Source organism: Enterococcus faecium, assembly GCF_029023785.1.
Classification (GTDB): Bacteria; Bacillota; Bacilli; order Lactobacillales; family Enterococcaceae; genus Enterococcus_B; species Enterococcus_B faecium.
The window spans coordinates 794,315-815,658 of sequence record NZ_CP118955.1 but is presented as its reverse complement, the minus strand read 5'-3'; the positions used below and the strand labels follow the sequence as shown (position 1 = coordinate 815,658).

The following is a 21,344-nucleotide window of genomic DNA, read 5'->3' as shown; positions in this document are numbered from 1 at the left end:
TGTTTTTAAAAGTTACACAAAAAATAAAATAACAAAAAAATTAACATTGAATTAATAATAGTTATTTATATTTATAACAAATAAACCAGAGAAATAGCCTATTTTGTGCCTGTTCTCTGGTTTATTTACATATTAGAAATTATTTTGTGATGATTTGATCTAAACTTGCTAGTGACAAAGCCATGGCAGCAATTTGACTTAATTGCGTTAATCGGTTCTTACGTACTGCTGGTTCTTCTGCCATGACCATCGTCTGATCAAAATAATTTTCGATCAGTGGGCGAAGGCTTACAAGCTGATCATAATTTTCGTTGATCGTTTGGTCAGCAAAGCTTGTTTTCATTGCCTCTACTGCTTTGTGCAGTTCTTTCTCCGCTTCGTTTTCGAACAGTTCAGGGTCTACTTCTGATTGTTTTTCAAGCTCCGCTTTTTTCGCTAAGTTCACGACACGTGTCAAAGCTTCCATCGATGGTTTGAAGTCTTCATCTGCAAGATGCTGCTTGAACAATTGTGCTGCTGCAAATACTTTTGTCAGATCTTTTTGTTCTGCATTCAAAACAGCTTCGATGACATCATGACGGATATTCTTCGTTGTCAATAATTGGCGCAGACGGCCTTTGATAAAGTCGATCACCTGTTGTTGTCCCGCTGACAAGCCAATGCCAAAACGATCCGTATCTTTACTGATAACTTCACTAATCGTTTCTTGCAGAACAGACAAAGGAAAGGCCCATTTTTTCGATTCGATGATTCGAACGACACCATATGCTTGACGGCGCAAAGCATATGGATCGTTTGAGCCACTTGGGATCATCCCAACTGCAAAGAAAGAAAAGATACTATCTAATTTATCAGCAATCGCTAAAACAGAACCTACTGTAGTCTCAGGTAAATCTCCTTCACTGGATATAGGCATGTAATGTTCACGGATCGCTGTTGCTACGGCTGGTTTCTCGCCTTTAAGCAGAGCATATTTTTCTCCCATGATCCCTTGTAGTTCAGGGAATTCTCCTACCATGTTGGTTACTAGATCAAATTTATAGATTTCAGCAGCGCGTTGCAGATCCATCAATTCTTCCTCAGATAGTCCTACTTGTTCGCCTATGATGCGAGCGATGACTTGTACCCGTTGCATTTTCTCATAGATGCTACCGATTTTTTCATGGAAAGTAACAGTTTTTAATTTTTCAACGTATTGGTCGATTGAAGCTTTCTTGTCTTCATTATAAAAGAATTCCGCATCTTCTAAACGAGCAGTCAATACTTTTTGATTGCCTCGTACCACATTTTCCAATTTTACCCGATCGCCATTACGAGCAGAAATAAAATGAGGAAGCAACATACCTTGATCGTTCCGTACTTCGAAATAACGTTGATGTTCTTTCATAGAAGTGACTAGTACTTCTTCAGGAACAGATAGATATTTTTCTTCGAAGTCGCCAGAAAAGACAGTTGGATATTCGACTAGATTGTTGACTTCTTCTAGTAAATCTTCATCTAGATCAATGATCCAGTGATTTTTTTCTGCTAATTCGTTTGCTTGTGTGATGATCATTTCTTTTCTTTTTTGCGGTGAAGCAATAACAAATTGTTCATTTAATTTTTCTTCGTATTCTTTTGCATGCGTAAATGTCACATCTTCGCCTAAGAAACGATGACCTCTTGAAGCTCTGTCTGTTTTGACATCCAAGATCTCAAACGGGATTATTTCGTCATCTAACAATGCCACGATCCAGTGAATAGGGCGAATATATTCAAAATCGTATTCTGCCCAGTGCATCGTTACTGGGAAAGTGAGGCTTTTAATGACATCTGCTAAACCTGTCAATACTTCTTTTGCTTCTTTGCCGTGAGTGTATTTCGTTACATAGACATATTCCACGCCTTTTAATTCTCTAAAAGTGATAGCATCTGTCGTCAGACCTTGTCCGCGGACAAATCCTTCAGCTGCTTTCGTCCAGTTTCCATCTGCGTCCAAAGCAATTTTTTTGGCTGGTCCTTTGACTTCTTCTTCGCTGTCTGCTTGACGTTCTGGAATGTTTGTTACTTTGATTGCTAAGCGGCGCGGTGTAGAAAACGTTTCGATCGTATCATAAGTCAATTGGTTTTCATCTAAAAATTTTGCTGTTTTTTCTTCTAATTGTTTCATGCTTGGTGTGACTACATGAGCAGGCATTTCTTCCAGCCCGATTTCAAGTAATAAGTCTTTTGCCATCTTATTCAGCCTCCTTCACGTTTTCTGGATTTGCTGTGTTTTTATTCAATAAAGGGAATCCTAATTTTTCGCGTTCTGCCACAAAGATTTTGGCTACAGCACGAGCCATGTTGCGGATACGGGAAAGATAACCTGCTCGTTCTGTTACAGATACTGCACCGCGAGCATCTAATAAATTGAATGTATGGCTGCATTTCAAAATATAATCATACGCTGGATGAACAAGATTTTCATCGATACAGCGTTTAGCTTCTTTTTCAAAACGGTCAAAATTGCTTAGTAGTAAGTCTTGGTCGCTTACTTCAAAAGAATATTTGGAATGTTCATATTCTGGTTGTTTGAAGATCTCGCCATATTTCACGCCATCAGCCCATTCCAGATCATAGACACTTTCAACTTCTTGGATATAAGAAGCAAGACGTTCTAGTCCATAAGTGATCTCAGAAGTAACTGGTTTACAAGGTAGTCCTCCGACTTGCTGGAAGTACGTGAATTGTGTGATCTCCATCCCATCAAGCCATACTTCCCAACCCACACCGGCACACCCCATCGATGGGTTCTCCCAGTTGTCTTCAACAAAACGAATATCGTGTTCTAATGGATCAATTCCTAAAAGGCGCAAGCTTTCTAAATAAAGCTCTTGGATATTTTCAGGTGAAGGTTTCATTACGACTTGAAATTGATGATGCTGATACAAACGGTTTGGATTTTCTCCATAACGCCCGTCAGCTGGTCGGCGGGATGGCTCTACATAAGCAGCATTCCATGGTTCCGGTCCGATTGCCCGTAAGAATGTATATGGGCTCATCGTACCTGCTCCTTTTTCTGTATCATAAGCTTGCATCAGCATGCAGCCGTTTGATGACCAAAATTTTTGTAATGTTAAAATCATATCTTGGACGGTCAATTTTTTACTCATCTGTTTTGCCCCTTTCAATTTTTAAGCGTTGCTGTCAATAAGAATACAGGAAAGAAAACGACAAAAAGTCCCTATGTCTGATTACAGACATAGGGACGAATAATTTCGCGGTTCCACCCTACTTCCGAATAAAGATTCGGCAGCTTCATTTATCGTACTCGCAAGTGCCTCTTCAAAAATCGTTTGGGTCCGGCTTCCACTCTCCCGAACTCGCTAAACCACGTGTTTTTTACTGATCTTGGTCAATGTACGTATTCATTTTGCAGTTTTCTTGTTTGTATAATAGATCCTCTCAGTGAACGATCTATTTAATCTACGGTTAATAATAGACGGAAGTCCCTGTATTTGTCAAATAGTTTTGATTTTTTTGTTGTATCTTTCATTTATTCTTCTTTTTCAGGTATCTCTTTTTCAGGCATATTTTTCTCTGGCGTCTTTAATACGTGTGCCCAAGACTTCATTTGATCAATGAACTTTTTGCTTTTTAGATGAATACCGACATATTCATCATACAACTGGTCAATGAGGTCACGGATTGCCTGCTTCGTTTCTTCTTTCAAGTGGATTCCACTGATCTTATCATAAGAAATAGCCGAAAACATTCGAACGAAATAAACAGCGCGAGGATCTGCATGATAACGGTGTTCGTCCATTGGCCAGTGTTTCTCGCATATCACACCGCCATATTTGGAAGAATAGTCAAATTTTCCTTTTGTTTCCCCGCATACGACACAGTGCGTCCAAATTGGCGCGATTCCGAAGCGTTGCAGTATTTGCACTTCAAAGATATTCGTGATGATTTCTGCATCATCTCCTTGGTCCATCCGCTGCAGAGCTTGTTGCGTAAATTGGAATAAATGCGGGTCATATTGATGATCTTCGATTGCTGCATCTACTAGATTTAGCAAATACGTACCATAACCGCTCAAAAAGATATCTTCTTGGATGTTCCGAAACGCATGGACGTCTTTGACACTGCTTAAAAACGACAAACCTTCACTTCGAAAATTACCGATATAGACTGCTTCGGTAAAGGGGAGCAAAGCCGGAGCTAATGGCTGATTTTGCCGATGGATTCCTTTGATATAAAACATCATTTTGCCAGAAGATTCCGTAAATATTTTGACTAATTTATCTTTTTCTTTGTAATTACGGCTAGATAAAATCAAGCCTTTCGATTCTGCAAGCTGGCTCATATTCTCCCTCCTAAAAAATAAATCTGGAAAAGCAGATTCTGCCGATCCAGATTATTTATGTTTCGATCTTCCGCTGTTTTTCTCAACGTACGGATTTTTATCCAGTTTATTTCTATACCTAACCTATAAGAAGTCCAGAATATCAGTACTCGTCTTTTCGGTAGCCGAAGTCTTGCAGATAGACTTTTTTGTCTCGCCAGTCTTTTTGGACTTTGACCCAAAGTTCTAGAAATACTTTGTCTCCTAAAAGATTTTCGATATCCTTTCTTGCTTTCGTTCCTACTTGCTTCAGCATTTTTCCGCCTTTGCCGATAATGATTCCTTTTTGGCTATCTCTTTCGACGATGATCGTGGCCTGGATATGGATTTTATCATTCTCGTTTCGCTTCATCGAATCAACAACGACTGCGACAGAATGAGGCACTTCGTCTCGTGTTAAAAACAAGACTTTCTCACGGATCAATTCAGAAACGATGAAGTATTCAGGATGATCAGTCACTTGATCATCTGGAAAATATTGTGGGCCCTCTGGCATTTCACTGACTAATACATCCATTAAGCGTTCGACATTGTTTCCTTCTGTAGCAGAGATCGGAATCACTTGTGCAAAAGGCATCTGCGTCGAATAATCTTCGATGATTCCCAGCAACTCGTCTGGATGGATCTTATCGATTTTATTGATAATCAGATAAACAGGAGAATGCACGTTTTTTAGACGTTCAATAATAAAATCGTCTCCCCGGCCACGTTTTTGATCAGCACTGATCATAAATAAGACTGCATCCACTTCTTTCAACGCACTGTAAGCTGCTTCTACCATAAAATCTCCTAGACGATGCTTTGGTTTATGGATTCCTGGTGTATCGATAAAAATCAGCTGAGCTTCTGGTGTAGTATATACTCCTTGGATTTTATTTCTAGTTGTCTGTGCCTTGTCACTCATAATGGCAATTTTTTGACCCACGATTCGGTTCAATAATGTGGATTTTCCTACATTCGGGCGGCCGACGATTGCGACAAACCCTGATTTATGTTCTGGCATATACGTTCTCCTTTTTAATTAAACAACAAATGATATATTTTAGGGACAAATAAAATCAACCCAATGATGACAGCAAAACAAGCGGTCACTAAAACTGCTCCAGCTGCCATATCTTTGATTTTTTTTCCAATCGGATGAAAATGAAAATCCGTAAACATGTCCACTACATTTTCAAAAACAGTATTGATGATCTCTACTATCCAAACGAGAAAAACAGCTAAAAGCAGCCATAACCACTCTATCCGATCAAGCTGGAAAATCACGCCCATAAATAAAGCAAGGATACCGAACGCAACATGTTTCCTCATATTGCGTTCTTCCTCAAAAACGGTTTTGACTCCTTGGACAGCAAATTCCACAGACATCAGGAAATGTTTGTTTTTCTCTACGTTTTTATCTTTTGAGTCCATAGGCATCCAAGATCTCTTTCTGTAAACCAAACATTTCTTTCTCATCTTCTGGTGTCATATGGTCATACCCGTTGATATGCAAGAATCCATGTACCGCTAAAAAGCCAAGTTCCCGATCATATGAATGGCCGTAAGCTTCTGCTTGTTCAGCAGCACGTTCAATAGAGATCATGATGTCTCCTAGTACACGAGGTAATGGATTCTCTCCATCTTCAAAAATCACTGGGATTTCGTCTTCGCCTTCTTCTTCCAGAGCAAAACTGATGACGTCTGTCGGTGCATCTTTTCCACGGTAATCACGATTGATTACTTGGATTGCCGCATTGTCCATGAAAGTAACAGACATTTCTGTTTCCTCTGGCAGCTTTAAATAAGATGCTGCAAATTGCAGCAAGTCATCGATTTCTTTCATTTTCTCTTCTGAGACTTGGTTTGTTTCATCCATAAAGGTAATATCCATTATACATCGCTTCTTTCTATTCTTCTTGTTCTTCCTTTATCTTCTCAACTTCTGTTTTCATTTTAGGATATTTGATCCGAGAATGGAAGGTGCTACTTAAACCGCTGATTAATGATTTTTCCACTTTTCGGATTTCTTTCAAGGTCAGTCCACTATCGTCTAATTGACCATCGGAAATACGCTCTTCGATAAGATTATGGACAAAACTTTCGATTTTTTCGCTCGTCGGATGATCCATTGCCCGTACTGCAGCCTCACAACTGTCAGCAATATTGACGATCCCTGCTTCACGACTTTGCGGTTTTGGTCCAGGATAACGGAATTGCTCTTCTGTTACTTCCGGATTGCGTTCTTTCGCTTTGATGTAGAAATAACGCATTAGCGTGGTTCCATGATGCTGTTTGCAAATATCGATCACCATTTGCGGCATATTATAATCTTCCAATATTTTGGCTCCATCTGTCACATGTCCAAAGATAATATGTTTACTGTCTTCTGGCAATAAGAAATTGTGCGGGTTTTCCGCTCCTGAAGGCAAGTTTTCAACGAAAAAGCTAGCATGTTTGATCTTGCCGATATCATGATAATAGCAAGCTACTCGAGTTAGCAAAGAACGTCCGCCGATTTCTGCTACAGCGTTAGCACTTAGATTAGCTACCATCATACTATGATGATAAGTACCTGGCGCTTCTTCCAGCAACTGTTTCAATAAAGGATGATTTGGATTGCTGAGTTCATTTAATACAATTACACTGTCATCATTGACCATCAATTCAATATATGGGTGTAGACCGATCGTCAGCAAGAATGAGAAGAGTGCACCAGTGAACCCGCAGACGAGCATTAACCAAGTCGTTGCATCACCAAAGCTCATTCCTTGATAGACGATCAAAATGACATCCATCATCACAGGAAAAATAATGACCCACATGGCAGCAGATAATCCTTGTTCTGAGATCCGTTTGCGTCTGACAATCGTTGCCATGAGCCCAGAGAAAACATAAGACATCAAGATAATCGTTAGAAAGTTCGTGCCAATCGAATCATAAAAAATGAAAAGTGCGGATACTGCTTGGAAAATACCAGCCATGATCCCTGCTCTTCGATTCAAGAAAAAGCTTAAAACAAGTGGTGCAAAAGCAGCGGGATAAAACAGCGGGATATAAGTAGCTTGTTCCGTTTGGAATAATTGGAAAAATTTCATCAGCACTATGCTGACTGACATAGCTGTCACATAGAAAAGCACGTATTTTGTTCTTTCTCCTGCATTTTGGAATTGAAGTGAATTATAAATCAGTACGCCGATTTGAAGCAAAACAGCTAAAACCATGGCAATTAGCGGAAAAATCGAAGTTGTTTGATTAGTCAGTCCTAGTAATTCCAATTTTTTCATAGCTGAAGCATCGATTTGATTACCTTCACGAACAATGATTTCTCCTTGGAAGATCATCACTGGCTGTACAGCTTCTCGTGCGGATTGTTTCAATTCTTCTGTCTTTTTCTCATTCAATACGTCATTCACTACGATACCTTGATCCACTAAGTAGCGAATCATTTGTTGTTGTGCTGGTGTGACATTCAAATATTGGATTTGCTCTTCTGCTTCTTGTTTAAAAGCTTCCAATTCACTTTCACGAACTTGTTTGCTCATCTGTTCGTCAATGAGCTTCAGACTCTCATCCCTCACAGTATGAATCTCAGTTTCAGTCATTTCAAATATCGTCGAATAAAAATTGTTCGGTAGTTTTTGATAAAACACAACATTTTCTGCATTCACATTTTCAAAATTTTTCTTCAGCGCGGCGATCCGCTCTTCTGTAGTAGGCTTTGGGATATTTTCATCTTCCTTTGCCTTATCAATCTTTTCGTCATAAGATTTGTTGATGGCATCATTCGTCTTATCGATCAATTCAAATAGTTGCTTGATCCGATTGTTCTGGTCATCTGCAAGATCTTTTTGGTAAGTGTATTCTGGAGTGACTGCTTCTGCTGCCAGTTTTCTTTTTTGTTCGGTTTCTTCCGTGTTCTCGATCGTTTTGTTCGCACGGATACTTTCTTCTGCTACTTGGCCTTCTCTGAAATCATTGACCTTTTGTTTGACACTACTAAATGTAACGCCGCAGATAATGATAAAAAACAAGAACAGCAGGAAAGGCAATGCTGCCTTTCCAAGTTTTTCTTGTAGTTTCTGCAGTGTTTTATTCAACATGTGCTTATCCTCCTAAGCAAAGCTTATTCTTGATGGAGATCTGCCTTTTCATAAGCTTTGATGATTTCGGCAACTACAGGGTGCCGAACAACGTCACTTGCTTCAAAATTAACAAAATCGATTTTCTTGATTTGCTTTAATGTTCGTTCTGCATGAACAAGACCACTTGTCGTCCCTCGAGGCAAGTCTATCTGACTTGTATCCCCATTGACAATCATTTTTGATTGATAACCGAGACGGGTCAAGAACATTTTCATCTGAGCGACTGTCGTGTTTTGTGCTTCGTCCAAGATAACGAATGCATCATCCAATGTTCGCCCCCGCATGTAAGCTAAAGGTGCGATTTCGATTACGCCTCGTTCCATCAATCGGTTCGTATGATCCAATCCAAAAATTTGGTATAAAGCATCATAAACAGGCCGCAGATAAGGATCCACTTTTTCTTTTAGATCCCCGGGAAGAAAGCCTAGATTTTCACCTGCTTCCACAGCAGGCCGCGTCAAAATGATTTTTTGCACTTCACCTTTTTTCAAGGCAGCGATTGCTAATACTACTGCAAGAAAAGTTTTTCCTGTCCCGGCTGGTCCTACGCCAAATACGATATCATGTTTGGCTACCGATTCGACATATTTCTTTTGGCCGCTGTTTTTTACCCGTATAGGTTTTCCATTACGGTCTTTGACGATCTCTTCCTCATACATCTCAACAAAATAATCTAATGTACCTTTTTGCCCCATTTTCAATGCCGTCACAACATCGGGCGTACTTACGTGGATTCCTCGTTTGATCAATTCCTGTAATGTCCGAATGACTGAGGCAGCCAAGAAAATCTGGGATTGCTCACCAATGATCTGAATGATTTCTCCACGTGTATGGATGGTTGTTTCCGTTGTTTCCTCAATCAGTTTTATATGCTTGTCGTGTGCACCTAAAAGCATGCTGACATCATCAGCAGCCGTCAATCTAATCTCTAAAGAACTAGACTCTTCCGTCAAAAATAGACATCCCCTTTTTTTCGATTAATTCTTTCCTATTTTACCATACTCAGAAGAAACTATATAGCAAATAAGAAAAGGTTCTAAAAGAGTTGCTTAACCATAAGTACCAAGAAACGTTAAAAAACTAGCCGCTTCCATTCTCTAAAGGTCTCGTTTGAATAAAAAAAGCTGATCATGTAAGCTATGCATAAGATAGAGGACAAGTATTCCGTCTAACTTAGCAAGTATTCTCTGGGTATTTTTCTTGTTTCAAAAAAAGAAAACAAAATATTTGAAATATTCTTGCATTTCAAAAAAAACAGGTGTATTATAACGTCAACAAATAAATATACAGCAAAGCGTCGAGGAAAACAGTAGGCTATTCAGTGATTTATTCCCAGTGAGTCATGTAAGTGAGAAATGACAATAAATCGAATAGACGAACATCATTTCCGAGTCAATGTCGAAAACGTAGATCATTGTGGCTGCCTCCATTATCAGGCTAGCGGATAACTTTATCGAAAAGCGTCCGTGAATGAAGAAGCTTTTTTAAGCGAAAAAAGGTGGTACCGTTCTAGAATCTAGAGCCCTTTTCCCAAGTGGAAAAGGGCTTTTTTTATATTTTAAGGTGGTGGTTTTCATGGAATCTGATATTAGTGGTATTTCTAGTTTCTGCAACGTTTATTTTGTTACTCAAAATGATAATTATTGGAGGAAAAATTTATGGAAGAAACAAAAACTTATTCATGGAAGCAATTATTGATGGTCAGTTCACTTATCTTCGGGATGTTCTTCGGGTCAGGTAATCTGATCTTTCCTGTACACTTAGGTCAAATGGCTGGATCAAACTGGATCAGCGCTGGTGTAGGATTTGCCATCTCAGGCGCTCTTTTCCCATTATTAGCTATCTTAGCTGTAGTAGTGACAAAAAGTGATGGTCTGTATGACTTAGCTAAACCTGTCGGAAAATGGTATGCTGCCTTGTTCTTGATCCTTGTTCATTTAACGATCGGACCATTCTTTGGTACACCGCGGACAGCAGCAACTGCTTTTGAAATGGCTGCTAAACCCTTTTTGCCTGAAAAATATGATTCATTAGGTATGTTTTTATTCTCTGCTCTTTTCTTTTTACTTGCTTATTTCCTTACTGTACATCCAACACGTTTGGTCAAATATGTCGGAAAGTATTTAAACTCCTTGTTTCTTGCATTATTAGCTATCATTTTTGTCGTTTCTTTATTCCAACCCATGGGGAATCTAAACCAATCTGCTGCAGATTCTTATCAGACGAACGCTTTGACAAATGGCGTTTTAGAAGGATACAACACGGTTGATGCAGTAGCTTTACTTGCTTTAAGTGTCACTTTTGTCCATGCAGTTCGTGATCTTGGTTTTAAAGATAAAAAAGTCACAGAATTAACAGCAAAAGCTGGTAGCCTGAGCGTTGCGTTAGAAGTCATGATTTATTTTGGTCTGGTCCTTCTCGGTGCGATGAGTTTGAATAAGATGTCTTTATCAGAAAATGGCGGAACTGCACTTTCTCAGATCACTAATTTTTATTTAGGTAACTTCGGTGCTAGCTTCTTAGGGGTAATGGTCACATTAGGTGTCTTCACTACTGCTATGGGACTCGTTGTTTCTTTTGCACAAGATTTCCATAAACTGTTCCCTAAAGTCAGTTATATGACATGGCTGCGGTTAACGACTTTTGTCTCTTTTGTCGTTGCGAATGCCGGATTGGATAATATCATCCAATGGTCTTTACCAGTATTGATGCTTTTGTATCCATTGTCACTTGCGTTAATCTTACTTTCCTTAACAGCAAAATTCTTCCAAAAGAGTCCATTTGTCTATCAAGTAACGATGTTCTTTTCTGCCGTTCCAGCCGTATTGGATATGTTGGCAAATTCGCCTGCATTAGTGAGTCAGCAAACTGTCGTAGCAAGCTTACTAGGATTTTATCATCATTATGTTCCTTTTGCTGCATTAGGTCTTGGCTGGGTCGTCCCAACGTTGCTTGGTTACGCTGGCAGCTTGCTCTTTTATTATGTATATCGCGTATCAGGATATAAACAAGAAGCAAGTGAGTTACCAGAAGAATAACCAAATCAAACACAATTTAACATAAGAGATATTAAACAGGAAAAAAACAGCTAGAAGAAAGAATAAGATTCTTTCTTCTAGCTGTTTTTTAGTTCTTTTTTTACGAACACAAAAAACTGCGGATAATCACTGTCCGCAGTTTAAATGATAAAATTAAGATTGTAATAGTTCTTTCACAATCGCATTCACTTGGTTTCCATCTGCTTTTCCTTTGACTTTAGGCATAATTGCACCCATAACTTTGCCAAATTCTTTCATTGATGAAGCACCAGTTTGAGTGATTGCTTCTTGAACAAGTTGTCGAATTTCTTCGTTGGAAAGTTGTTCCGGCATATATTTTTCGACTATTACAATTTCACTTTTTACTTTTTCAGCTAAATCGTCACGTCCTGCTTCTTCAAACTCATGCAAAGAATCACGTCGCTGTTTCATTTCACGAGACAACACCGTTAGTTCTTCTTCTTCTGTCAAGTCGTGACCTTCTTTAATCTGCTCGTTTTGTATAGATGACTTGATCATTCGGATGACTTGTAAAGATTCCTTATCTTTCGCTTTCATCGCTGCTTTCATGTCATCGTTTAATCTACTTAGTAGTGACACACTACCAACTCCAATTCATCACAGAACTAGAATTTTTTGCGTTTTCTAGCTGCTTCAGATTTTTTCTTGCGTCTTACACTTGGTTTTTCGTAGAATTCACGTTTACGAGATTCTTGTAAAGTACCCGCTTTTGACACGGAACGTTTGAAGCGACGAAGAGCATCGTCAAGTGATTCGTTTTTGCGAACGACTGTTTTTGACATGTTAATTCCCTCCCTCCGAGCTTAAAAAGTAACCGTAATTGTTATTGAAATATATCTCAAAAAACAAGACTGTCCTGTAAATATTATATCTAATGCTGTTTTGACCGTCAAGGAAATCTTGCTTTTTTTTTAAATTATCAAATGTTATTTTATTTAAATCCTTATTGACAATTTTCACATCTTCCGAAAATCTCGAATCTATGCCCTTCGATCGTGCATCCACCTAGCTGTTCTTCGAAATAATTCATCGGACACATATGGATTTCTTTCGTTGTTCCGCACACTGTACAGATAAAATGATGGTGATGGCCGATTTCCCCCTGACAGCAATGAAAACGAAACTTCATTTCTCCATTTAAATCGGTTTCTTCCAGTAAATCGATCTCTGCAAAATCATGGAGATTCCGGTAAATCGTATCATAACTTACCCCTTTGAATTCCTGATTCATATAGTCAAAAACTTCTTTAGCAGATACGTAGCGGTTACGCTTCACTAAATAAGTTAACAATGCTTCTCTTTTTTTAGTATATTTAAAACCGTTATTTTTCAATGTTTCTAATGATTGTTCGATCAATGTCTGTTTTTTCATGACTTATTCCTCCAAATCAAAATGATTACGAAGTACGCATTCTAGAGTATGGTATAATAAACATAAAAAAAATGCAAGTGAGGTTTTATCCATGACTTCCGATTCTACAGAAATCGTTACTTTTTTTGTCATCTCCGACTCTGCTGGAGAAACTGCGACAAAACTAGCGCAAGCTACTATGGCTCAGTATCCTACCGTTGAGTTCAACCTATTCCGCAGAACGTTCGTGACAGATGAAAAAACATTAAGGCAGGCATTGCAAGATGCATTAGAAGAAAAAGCACTTGTCCTGCATACATTAATCAATCAAGAACTGATCGAGATAACACGTTCTTTTTGTGAAGAACATCAATTATTTAGTTTTGATGTGATGACGCCACCGATATCAGAAATTGAACGTTTAACTGGTATCAAGCCAATTCGGCAACCTGGTGCCCTCCATTTATTGAATGAGAACTATTTCAAACGGATCAAAGCAATGGAATTTGCTGTAAAATACGATGATGGGAAAGATCCTCGTGGTTTTTTAGAAGCAGATGTCGTTTTGCTAGGCGTATCCCGAACTTCCAAAACGCCTTTGAGCTTGTTTTTAGCTAACAAAAATTTAAAAGTTGCCAATTTACCTTTGATCCCACAAGCACATATTCCCAAACAGCTTTGGGAGATCGATCCTAAAAAAATCGTGGGACTAACGAATAACCCAGATATTTTAAATAATATCCGTAAAGAACGGATGCGCTCTTACGGATTAAACCCTGATACTGCTTATTCCGATATCGAAAAAATTAGAGCTGAACTCGATTTTGCGAATGATCTTTATGAAAAACTAGGATGTGTAGTGATCAATGTAGCATCTTTATCTATTGAAGAAACGGCTTCGCTTATTTTGAATGCTTTAGACCTAGAAGATCATAGTTATTATGGAACTGAAACAACAGAAAAAAGCGATTGATCATTTTTGTCTTTTTCTTAAAAAACACTGGAGTGTGACAACGAAGAAATTTCGTTGTCACACTCCAGTGTTTATCTATTTGCACCTATCGTTATTGATGTTCCACATGTTTGAGTGTCTGGTTCAAAATATCCAGTACATGAGAATCATCAAGACTATACAAAATCGCTTTTCCCTCGCGATGAGACTTGACGACATGATTTTCTCTTAATAAACGTAGTTGATGCGATACAGCAGACTGCTCCATTTCCACTGCTTGGGTGATTGCTGTCACATTTTGTTCCCCGTCTTTCAGATATAGCAGAATTTTAAGACGAGTGGGATCACTCAACATTTTGAATAATTGACTGACTTTCTCTACTTTTGATTTTTGCGTGTCTGGCAATCCATTCACCTCCAACTTGAAAAAAGACTGACTTCTAAAGTTTACCACTTTTTCCATCAGTCTCAAGTTTTTTATTCTTCTGTCATCTTTTTGATAATCGCTTCATAAGAGGCTACTTTTTCGGCTGCGTCTTCTGTAGAGCTTCCTTTTACACCAATATAAAACTTGATTTTCGGCTCAGTTCCTGAAGGGCGGATAGCAATCCAGCCATTTTCTTCCAATGTATATTTCAATACGTCGGATGGCGGTGTTGTGAGTTTTTCTACGTTTCCTTCACGGTCTGTTCTCGTCAATTCTTTAAAGTCTTCTGTTTGAATAACTTTTGCTCCGGCAAATTCTGTCGGTGCTTCTTTACGGAATTTTTCCATCAAAGCAGAGATTTTCGCAGAACCTTCTTGTCCGCTCATTGTCACAGAAATCGTTTTTTCTGCGAAATAGCCATAGGTTTCAAAAATCGTTTGCAAGCCGTCATACAACGTTTTGCCTTGTTTTTTATAGTAAGCTGCTACTTCTGCTAATAAAAGCAATGCTTGGATCGCGTCTTTATCGCGAACAAAAGGTTTAACTAAATAACCATAACTTTCTTCGAATCCAAACATAAAAGTATGTGAATGGTTTTCTTCGAATTGTTGGATTTTTTCAGCAATGAATTTAAACCCTGTCAACACATTGAACATGGTAGCACCGTAGTGTTCCGCAATTGCTGTAGGCAATTCGCTGGAAACGATTGATTTCAATACCGCTGCGTTTTCTGGTAAAGTGCCTCTTGATTGATGTGCTTCCAAAATATATTGAGCAAACAATGCTCCGATTTGGTTCCCAGTCAATACTTCATAAGAACCATCTGGCAAACGAACCGCTGCGCCTAAACGGTCTGCATCAGGATCTGTTGCAATCAGCAAGTCAGCTCCTTCTTTTTCTCCAAGTCGTATAGCATATTCAAAAGCTGAATGTTCTTCTGGATTTGGCGATTTGACCGTAGTGAAATCTGGATCTGCCACAGCTTGTTCGGGAACTAGTACGAATTGTTCGAATCCAGCTTGTTTCAACGCACGTTCGCCCAACATTTTCCCTGTTCCATGAAGTGGCGTGTACACAAGTTTCAAATCTTTCCCCATTGTTTCAACCAATTCACGATCAATCGTCACTGCTTTGATTTCTTCTAGATAAGCAGCGTCCACTTCTTCTCCGATGATCGTGATCAACCCGCTATGTTTAGCTTCTTCGTCAGATAATACTTCGACTTTTAGCGGATTGCTGACTTCACGGACATATTTCGTCAATGCATCTGCGTCTGCAGGAGGCATTTGTCCGCCATCTTCTCCGTAGACTTTATATCCATTGTAAGCCGCTGGGTTGTGAGATGCGGTTACCATGATTCCCGCAAACGTCTTCAAATGACGAACTGCAAAAGAAAGCTCTGGTGTTGGACGCAGACTTTCGAATACATAAGACGGGATATTGTGATGTGCCAGTGTTTTGGCTGCTTCCATTGCAAATTCTGGTGACTGATGGCGTGAGTCATAAGCGATAGCGACACCTCGGCGTTTTGTTTCTTCACCTTGTGTATCCATGAAACGTGCTAGTCCTTCTGTTGCTTGTCTTACCGTATAGATGTTCATTCGATTGATCCCAGGTCCTAAGATTCCCCGCATGCCTGCAGTACCGAATTCCAACGGTGCATAAAAAGCATCTTCAAGTTTTTCAGGATCTTCACCCAGATCATTTAATTGTTTTTTTAAGTTTTCTTCTAAATTTTCTTCATGTACCCATTGTTCATACACTTGTTCCCAAGACATGAAAATAACACCTCTTTCTGAAATATGGTTCTTAATAAGTATAGCATTCACTTATTAGATATGAAAGTATGAGGACCAAAAAACGCTTAAATCAAGAAAGGATTCTTTTATCAAGCATGATTGCAAGTATTCACATAAATCGGATTCAGTGGATTTCACGCGAAAAAAAAGAGTAAAAGAACAATTGAAACCGTTCTTTTACTCTTTTTAAACTTATGCTGTTGTTTCTTCTAAAGACTCCAAGTATTTATACACTTGTTGTCCAGCAATACCGCCGTCACCAACAGCTGTAGTGATTTGTCGCAAATCTTTTTCACGAACATCTCCGATGGCAAAAACGCCTGGCATATTCGTTTTCATTTCGTTGTCTGTTGGAATCCAGCCAGCTTCGTTCGTCAAACCTGCTTCTCTAAAAGGTGCAGTTAATGGATCCAGTCCAACATAGATGAATACTCCGTCTGCTGCTAAATCAAATTCATTGCCGGTTTTGACATTACGTGCTTTCACACCTGTCACTACCATTTCGTTTCCAACGATTTCGTCAACGACTGTATCCCACATAAAGGAAATTTTTTCATTTGCAAATGCACGGTCTTGGATGATCTTTTGTGCACGTAATTCATCTCTACGGTGGACGATCACTACTTCAGAAGCAAATTGTGTCAAATAGATGGCTTCTTCTACTGCTGAGTCCCCACCCCCGATGACTACTAGACGTTTGTTACGGAAAAACGCACCATCGCAGACTGCACAGTAAGAAACGCCTCGTCCAGCAAATTCTTCCTCGCCAGGTACGCCTAATTTACGGTGGATACAGCCTGTTGCGATAATGACTGTTTTTCCTTCGTAACTTTTATCTTCACAGATGGCTTCTTTATGGCTGCCGTGATCCTTGATATCTTGAACGATTCCATAAGCATTTTCTGTCCCAAATCTTGAGACACTTTCATACATCTTATAAGCTAGATCGGGGCCCATGATCGAATCGAATCCAGGATAATTTTCGATTTCTGCCGTATTGTTCATTTGGCCGCCAGGGGCACCTTGTTCGATCATCAATACGGATAAGTTTGAACGTGAAGCATATAAAGCAGCAGTCATCCCAGCAGGACCTGCGCCAATAACGATTACATCATACATATGTAGATTCTCCTTTACTTAATCAAGTAAGCATACTTTACAGCCAATGCGAAAAAAAGTCTATTGTTCTGCTTGCGTTTCTCGAATAGCTTTATTATACTCGAAAAATCCGCTGAAAAACAATAGACTTTTATAAATCATTGATCAATCGTTCGAAAGATTTTCTCCATTTGAATCAATTACTTTTTTATACCAGTTGAATGATTTTTTCTTTGAACGGGCTAATGTGCCATTTCCTTGGTTATCACGATCGACATAAATGAATCCGTACCTTTTCTTCATCTCACCGGTACCAGCTGATACTAAATCAATACATCCCCAAGTCGTATAGCCTAATAGATCGACTCCGTCTAGTTCTACTGCATCCTTCATCGCCTGGATATGCGCTGCCAGGTAATCGATTCGGTAATCATCTTCCACATAACCATTTTCATCTGGCGTATCGACTGCACCTAAGCCGTTTTCTACAATAAATAATGGTTTTTGATAACGATCATAAATATCATTCATCGTTATTCTCAAGCCTAATGGATCAATTTGCCACCCCCATTCACTTGCTTGCAGATATGGATTTTTGACAGAAGCAAAGATATTTCCTGCAGTCTGTTCCAAGAGTTCGTTGTCGGTAGTCGAAACTCGGGAAGAATAATAAGAAAAGGAGATAAAATCAACAGTATGTTCTTTCAGCAATGCGGCATCCCCTGGTTCCATTTCGATATGAATGCCATTTCGTTCCATTTCTTTCAATGCATAAGCTGGGTATTCTCCTCGTGACTGAACATCAATGAAGAAATAATTTTCTCGATCTGATTTTCTAGAAGCCCAAACATCTTCAGGATTGCAAGTGTATGGATAATATGCTCCTGCTGCCAGCATACAGCCTACTTTGTTCTCCGGATCTACTTCATGAGCAATCTTCGTTGCGATGGCACTTGCAACCAACTCATGATGTGCCGCTTGATATTTGATTTGTTCTTCATTTTCTCCTTTTTCAAAATACAGCCCTGCGCCCATGAATGGTGCATGAAGGATCATATTGATCTCATTGAATGTCAGCCAATATTTGACAAGTCCTTTATAGCGATTGAAGATGACTCGACACAGATTTTCATAAAAACCAACGAGTTCTCTGGAACGCCACGCACCATATTCTTTGATCAAATGCATTGGACAATCAAAATGCGTAATCGTCACAAGTGGCTCAATTCCGTGCTTTTGGCATTCTTTAAAGACATCCTCATAAAATTTCAAGCCAGCTTCATTCGGCTCTTTCTCATCCCCCATTGGAAAAATACGACTCCAGGCGATGGACATTCGATAAGTCTTGAACCCCATTTCTGCAAACAAAGCAATATCTTCTTTATAACGATGATACATATCGATTGCAATTTTTGCTGGATAAAAATGGTCCTCATCAAATTCAAACATTTTTTTCTTTCCGGTGATAACAGGAAAACGGTCTTTTCCGATTGGCACAACATCTACGTTTGCTAGTCCGCGTCCACCTTCATCATAACCGCCCTCACATTGATTGGCTGCTGTAGCACCGCCCCATAAAAAATCTTTTCTGAATCCCATTATACTTCCTCCATTATATGTGTATTACTTGATAATTCTCTTGCCAGTTCATCTTGAACTTCGATTCCTTCTTCTTTTAATCGGCCGATTGTTTCCTTGAATTGCGGTAAATACTGCTGGTGTGCAATAAACAACTCATCCATGATCCGTTTTGCTGTCTTTCCTGATCGTATAAGTGGATTGATCGTAAACGCCTGTAAGGCTGTCCCATAATCACCAGTCACAGCTGCTTCGATCGTCAGCAATTCCATATTCTTCATTACCTGCAACCAGCCTCTTTCAGCAGCAGGAAGAGAACCAAACGCTACATTTCTCGCTCCTTGTGCGCCAACATAGGCAGTGACTTCTACAACACAATCTGCCGACAGGTCAGGAACAGCTCCATCATTCTTTGTAGATACAACGATCTGTGTTTCTTTATTTCCATAGATTGAAGTAATCGTTTCACAGGCAGCGTCTGAATAATAAGCGCCACCTCGTTTTTGCAATTGTTCAGGTTTATGGTCTAATTCTGGATCTTTGTATAATTCAAACAGCTCTGCTTCTGTTTCTTTCACTTGCTGCGCTCTTGTACCAATCGTTTGATATTCTTCTAAAGCATGTTCCAGCATTTCTTCTTCACGATAGTAATAGCGGTGGTAGCCACAAGGGATCATGTTCATTTGTTTTAATTGTTCTTTGAAAAACGGGATATCAAAGATATTTTTCGGCAATCCATTGTCTTCATCGTATAAACGATCAATCAATTCTGCCGTGCGGTCATTTCCTTTATTATCTGCTACTTTGTGCCAATGGAAATGATTTAGACCGGCAAACTTGTAGATCAGCTCTTCTTTTTTCTTGCCAAGCATTGCTGGTTCTGTCATCATCGCCATTACTGGCACATTGCATAATCCAATCACTTTATCCCATTTGCCATATCTGATAACTGCTTCTGTCACCATCCCACTTGGGTTCGCGAAATTGATCAGCCAAGCATTTGGACATAAACGCTTCATGTCTTCAACGATTGCCAAGACCACTGGCACGGTACGAAAAGCTTTGAATATCCCGCCAGCACCATTTGTTTCTTGTCCGATCATCCCGTAATAACTAGGGATCCGCTCGTCTTTGATTCGTGCATCTAATTGACCGACACGAAACTGAGTCGTAACAAAATCCGCATCTTTCAATGCTTCTTCCCGATCCAGAGTTGCATAGATCTTGACTTCATACGGAGAAGCATCCCACATACGCTGAGACATCTGACTAACGATCTCAAGCTTTTCTTTTCCTTCTTCTACATCTACGAGCCAGATTTCTCGTATCGGTAATTCCTCATATCTTTTGATAAATCCTTCCATCAACTCGGGGGTGTAACTGCTGCCTCCACCAATCGTAGCGATTTTGATTCCTTTTGCCATGTTCTCACTCCTTTACTTTTTTACACTTTAATTATCTTTTTTGTAAACAAAACAAACAATAGAAATCCGTTTCTTTCCAGTAACATTTACAAAAGTTACTGTTTTCTAGTGGATTTTTGTAAATATCTTGTCAAAAAATGTCTATTTTAAGTTATATAGTATAAATCCGTTTACAAATCATTTTCAAAAAAGTTATAATTTACGTAAAAAAATAAGAAGAAGGTATCTACATGTTATTACGTGAAAAAATCAAAGAAATCTCCTTTTCTCCTTCAGAAAATGAAGTGATCCAGTTTCTCTTAAGCGATTCTCCAGCACTTGGCGAAATGACCATCCAAGAGATCGCTGAGCGATGTTATGTCCACCCGTCCACACTCATCCGTGTAGCAAAAAAAATGGGGTTTGATGGCTGGGTCAGTTTTCGTAATGCTTTTTTAGCTGAAACAGCCTATCTTGAAGGGAATTTTCAAGACGTAGATGCGAATCTTCCTTTTTCCACCACAGACGGTATTATGACGATCGCAAATAAAATGGCTTCTTTAGAACAGATGACGATTCAAGATACACTTTCTCTCATTCATCATGACCAACTGCAAAAAGCTAAGTATTTACTGCTCCAGGCAAAAAAAATCGTGATCTTCGCCAGTAACTCGAATACTTTGATTTCTCAAGATTTCATGCTGAAAATGAAGCGCATCAAAATGGATGTCACAATTGTCACCACTTTTGGTGAATCATTCTATGAAGCGTACAATTGCACGAGCGATATGTGCGGGATCCTGATTTCTTATACGGGTGAAAATAAAGTGATTCTTCGTACCGCAGAAATATTGAAACAAAATCATGTTCCAATTTTAGCTTTGACCAGTATCGGTGATTCAACGCTATCTGCAATGAGTACAGCCGCTTTGCGACTTACGACACGCGAGCGACTGTATTCAAAAATTGGTAATTTTACGATCAATACATCAATTTGTTATCTTCTAGACGTGTTATATAGTTGTGTTTTTGCAGAAAATTATCAACAGAATTTAGTCCATCTAATTTCTGTCGGTCAAAAATTCGATAAACGCCCTATCAGCTCAGCCATCATGAAAGAGCCTTTCAATTTTGAAAATAAAGAAGTGGAATAAAAAGAATAGCCAAGCCTAGTCCATTCTTCA

Annotated in this window: 19 protein-coding genes; 3 read left to right on the top strand and 16 right to left on the bottom strand. The window is 39.1% G+C overall.

The window, feature by feature from the left end; translation table 11 throughout:
- Positions 1-139 precede the first annotated feature (139 nt).
- The 8 genes from glyS to PYW34_RS03790 form a co-directional block, all read right to left on the bottom strand.
- Entirely contained in the window at positions 140-2,215 is a 2,076-nt protein-coding gene (gene glyS, locus PYW34_RS03825; RefSeq protein ID WP_002301247.1) for a glycine--tRNA ligase subunit beta, read from the bottom strand.
- A 1-nt stretch (position 2,216) separates the two neighbouring features.
- Positions 2,217-3,134 (bottom strand): glycine--tRNA ligase subunit alpha, encoded by a 918-nt coding sequence (glyQ, locus tag PYW34_RS03820; protein ID WP_002291706.1) that lies wholly within the window; start codon positions 3,132-3,134, stop codon positions 2,217-2,219.
- A gap of 383 nt (positions 3,135-3,517) precedes the next feature.
- Positions 3,518-4,330 carry a DNA repair protein RecO gene (gene recO / locus PYW34_RS03815; RefSeq protein ID WP_002301248.1) on the bottom strand — a complete coding sequence of 271 codons (813 nt, stop codon included), beginning with the start codon at positions 4,328-4,330 and terminating at the stop codon, positions 3,518-3,520.
- 142 nt (positions 4,331-4,472) lie between these two features.
- Positions 4,473-5,372 (bottom strand): GTPase Era, encoded by a 900-nt coding sequence (gene era, locus PYW34_RS03810; protein WP_002288753.1) that lies wholly within the window; start codon positions 5,370-5,372, stop codon positions 4,473-4,475.
- A 14-nt stretch (positions 5,373-5,386) separates the two neighbouring features.
- Positions 5,387-5,782 carry a diacylglycerol kinase family protein gene (locus PYW34_RS03805; RefSeq protein ID WP_002301250.1) on the bottom strand — a complete coding sequence of 132 codons (396 nt, stop codon included), beginning with the start codon at positions 5,780-5,782 and terminating at the stop codon, positions 5,387-5,389.
- Positions 5,766-6,242: an rRNA maturation RNase YbeY gene (ybeY, locus tag PYW34_RS03800; protein WP_002288749.1), complete on the bottom strand. Its 477-nt coding sequence runs from the start codon at positions 6,240-6,242 to the stop codon at positions 5,766-5,768. Before ybeY ends, PYW34_RS03805 begins: the two co-directional genes overlap by 17 nt.
- Positions 6,243-6,258: 16 nt before the next feature.
- Entirely contained in the window at positions 6,259-8,451 is a 2,193-nt protein-coding gene (locus PYW34_RS03795) for an HD family phosphohydrolase (RefSeq protein ID WP_002327770.1), read from the bottom strand.
- Between the two features lie 23 nt (positions 8,452-8,474).
- Positions 8,475-9,446 carry a PhoH family protein gene (locus PYW34_RS03790; RefSeq protein ID WP_002334479.1) on the bottom strand — a complete coding sequence of 324 codons (972 nt, stop codon included), beginning with the start codon at positions 9,444-9,446 and terminating at the stop codon, positions 8,475-8,477.
- Between the two features lie 705 nt (positions 9,447-10,151).
- Between PYW34_RS03790 and brnQ the strand changes: the two genes are divergently transcribed.
- The gene (gene brnQ / locus PYW34_RS03785) at positions 10,152-11,531 is read left to right on the top strand and encodes a branched-chain amino acid transport system II carrier protein (RefSeq protein ID WP_002288744.1); all 1,380 of its coding nucleotides are present in this window, start codon (positions 10,152-10,154) and stop codon (positions 11,529-11,531) included.
- 153 nt (positions 11,532-11,684) lie between these two features.
- On the opposite strand, the gene PYW34_RS03780 is transcribed toward brnQ, so the two are convergent.
- The 3 genes from PYW34_RS03780 to PYW34_RS03770 form a co-directional block, all read right to left on the bottom strand.
- Positions 11,685-12,131 (bottom strand): GatB/YqeY domain-containing protein, encoded by a 447-nt coding sequence (locus PYW34_RS03780; protein WP_002334478.1) that lies wholly within the window; start codon positions 12,129-12,131, stop codon positions 11,685-11,687.
- 26 nt (positions 12,132-12,157) lie between these two features.
- Positions 12,158-12,334, bottom strand: a complete 177-nt coding sequence (rpsU, locus tag PYW34_RS03775; protein WP_002287321.1) for a 30S ribosomal protein S21 — start codon at positions 12,332-12,334, stop codon at positions 12,158-12,160.
- Between the two features lie 161 nt (positions 12,335-12,495).
- On the bottom strand, positions 12,496-12,924 hold the full coding sequence (locus PYW34_RS03770) for a Fur family transcriptional regulator (protein ID WP_002287322.1): 429 nt from the start codon (positions 12,922-12,924) through the stop codon (positions 12,496-12,498).
- 91 nt (positions 12,925-13,015) lie between these two features.
- On the opposite strand from PYW34_RS03770, the gene PYW34_RS03765 reads away from it, so the two are divergent.
- Positions 13,016-13,876 carry a pyruvate, water dikinase regulatory protein gene (locus PYW34_RS03765; protein WP_002330063.1) on the top strand — a complete coding sequence of 287 codons (861 nt, stop codon included), beginning with the start codon at positions 13,016-13,018 and terminating at the stop codon, positions 13,874-13,876.
- Positions 13,877-13,967: 91 nt separating this feature from the next.
- Here the strand turns inward: PYW34_RS03765 and PYW34_RS03760 are convergent, their stop codons facing one another.
- From PYW34_RS03760 to PYW34_RS03740, 5 genes are all read right to left on the bottom strand, one after another.
- The gene (locus tag PYW34_RS03760; RefSeq protein ID WP_002321425.1) at positions 13,968-14,318 is read right to left on the bottom strand and encodes an ArsR/SmtB family transcription factor; all 351 of its coding nucleotides are present in this window, start codon (positions 14,316-14,318) and stop codon (positions 13,968-13,970) included.
- Between the two features lie 14 nt (positions 14,319-14,332).
- Positions 14,333-16,060, bottom strand: coding sequence for a phospho-sugar mutase (locus tag PYW34_RS03755; RefSeq protein WP_002327355.1), 1,728 nt, complete (start codon positions 16,058-16,060; stop codon positions 14,333-14,335).
- 213 nt (positions 16,061-16,273) lie between these two features.
- Positions 16,274-17,200, bottom strand: a complete 927-nt coding sequence (trxB, locus tag PYW34_RS03750; RefSeq protein WP_002334477.1) for a thioredoxin-disulfide reductase — start codon at positions 17,198-17,200, stop codon at positions 16,274-16,276.
- Between the two features lie 144 nt (positions 17,201-17,344).
- Positions 17,345-18,778, bottom strand: coding sequence for a 6-phospho-beta-glucosidase (locus PYW34_RS03745; RefSeq protein WP_002334476.1), 1,434 nt, complete (start codon positions 18,776-18,778; stop codon positions 17,345-17,347).
- Complete coding sequence (locus tag PYW34_RS03740; RefSeq protein ID WP_002333124.1) at positions 18,778-20,181, bottom strand: 6-phospho-beta-glucosidase; 1,404 nt, start codon at positions 20,179-20,181, stop codon at positions 18,778-18,780. Before PYW34_RS03740 ends, PYW34_RS03745 begins: the two co-directional genes overlap by 1 nt.
- Positions 20,182-20,411: 230 nt before the next feature.
- On the opposite strand from PYW34_RS03740, the gene PYW34_RS03735 reads away from it, so the two are divergent.
- The gene (locus PYW34_RS03735) at positions 20,412-21,314 is read left to right on the top strand and encodes a MurR/RpiR family transcriptional regulator (protein WP_002289172.1); all 903 of its coding nucleotides are present in this window, start codon (positions 20,412-20,414) and stop codon (positions 21,312-21,314) included.
- The last annotated feature ends 30 nt before the right edge of the window (positions 21,315-21,344 follow it).

Coding starts and splice junctions, on each gene's coding strand:
- PYW34_RS03805 (WP_002301250.1), bottom strand. CDS start 5,782: ATGGACTCAAAAGATAAAAACGTAGAGAAAAACAAACATTTCCTGATG.
- recO (WP_002301248.1), bottom strand. CDS start 4,330: ATGAGCCAGCTTGCAGAATCGAAAGGCTTGATTTTATCTAGCCGTAAT.
- PYW34_RS03760 (WP_002321425.1), bottom strand. CDS start 14,318: ATGGAAAAAGTGGTAAACTTTAGAAGTCAGTCTTTTTTCAAGTTGGAG.
- PYW34_RS03795 (WP_002327770.1), bottom strand. CDS start 8,451: ATGTTGAATAAAACACTGCAGAAACTACAAGAAAAACTTGGAAAGGCA.
- brnQ (WP_002288744.1), top strand. CDS start 10,152: ATGGAAGAAACAAAAACTTATTCATGGAAGCAATTATTGATGGTCAGT.
- PYW34_RS03740 (WP_002333124.1), bottom strand. CDS start 20,181: ATGGCAAAAGGAATCAAAATCGCTACGATTGGTGGAGGCAGCAGTTAC.
- PYW34_RS03755 (WP_002327355.1), bottom strand. CDS start 16,060: ATGTCTTGGGAACAAGTGTATGAACAATGGGTACATGAAGAAAATTTA.
- glyS (WP_002301247.1), bottom strand. CDS start 2,215: ATGGCAAAAGACTTATTACTTGAAATCGGGCTGGAAGAAATGCCTGCT.
- era (WP_002288753.1), bottom strand. CDS start 5,372: ATGCCAGAACATAAATCAGGGTTTGTCGCAATCGTCGGCCGCCCGAAT.
- PYW34_RS03735 (WP_002289172.1), top strand. CDS start 20,412: ATGTTATTACGTGAAAAAATCAAAGAAATCTCCTTTTCTCCTTCAGAA.
- PYW34_RS03770 (WP_002287322.1), bottom strand. CDS start 12,924: ATGAAAAAACAGACATTGATCGAACAATCATTAGAAACATTGAAAAAT.
- glyQ (WP_002291706.1), bottom strand. CDS start 3,134: ATGAGTAAAAAATTGACCGTCCAAGATATGATTTTAACATTACAAAAA.
- PYW34_RS03765 (WP_002330063.1), top strand. CDS start 13,016: ATGACTTCCGATTCTACAGAAATCGTTACTTTTTTTGTCATCTCCGAC.
- PYW34_RS03745 (WP_002334476.1), bottom strand. CDS start 18,778: ATGGGATTCAGAAAAGATTTTTTATGGGGCGGTGCTACAGCAGCCAAT.
- ybeY (WP_002288749.1), bottom strand. CDS start 6,242: ATGGATATTACCTTTATGGATGAAACAAACCAAGTCTCAGAAGAGAAA.
- trxB (WP_002334477.1), bottom strand. CDS start 17,200: ATGTATGATGTAATCGTTATTGGCGCAGGTCCTGCTGGGATGACTGCT.
- rpsU (WP_002287321.1), bottom strand. CDS start 12,334: ATGTCAAAAACAGTCGTTCGCAAAAACGAATCACTTGACGATGCTCTT.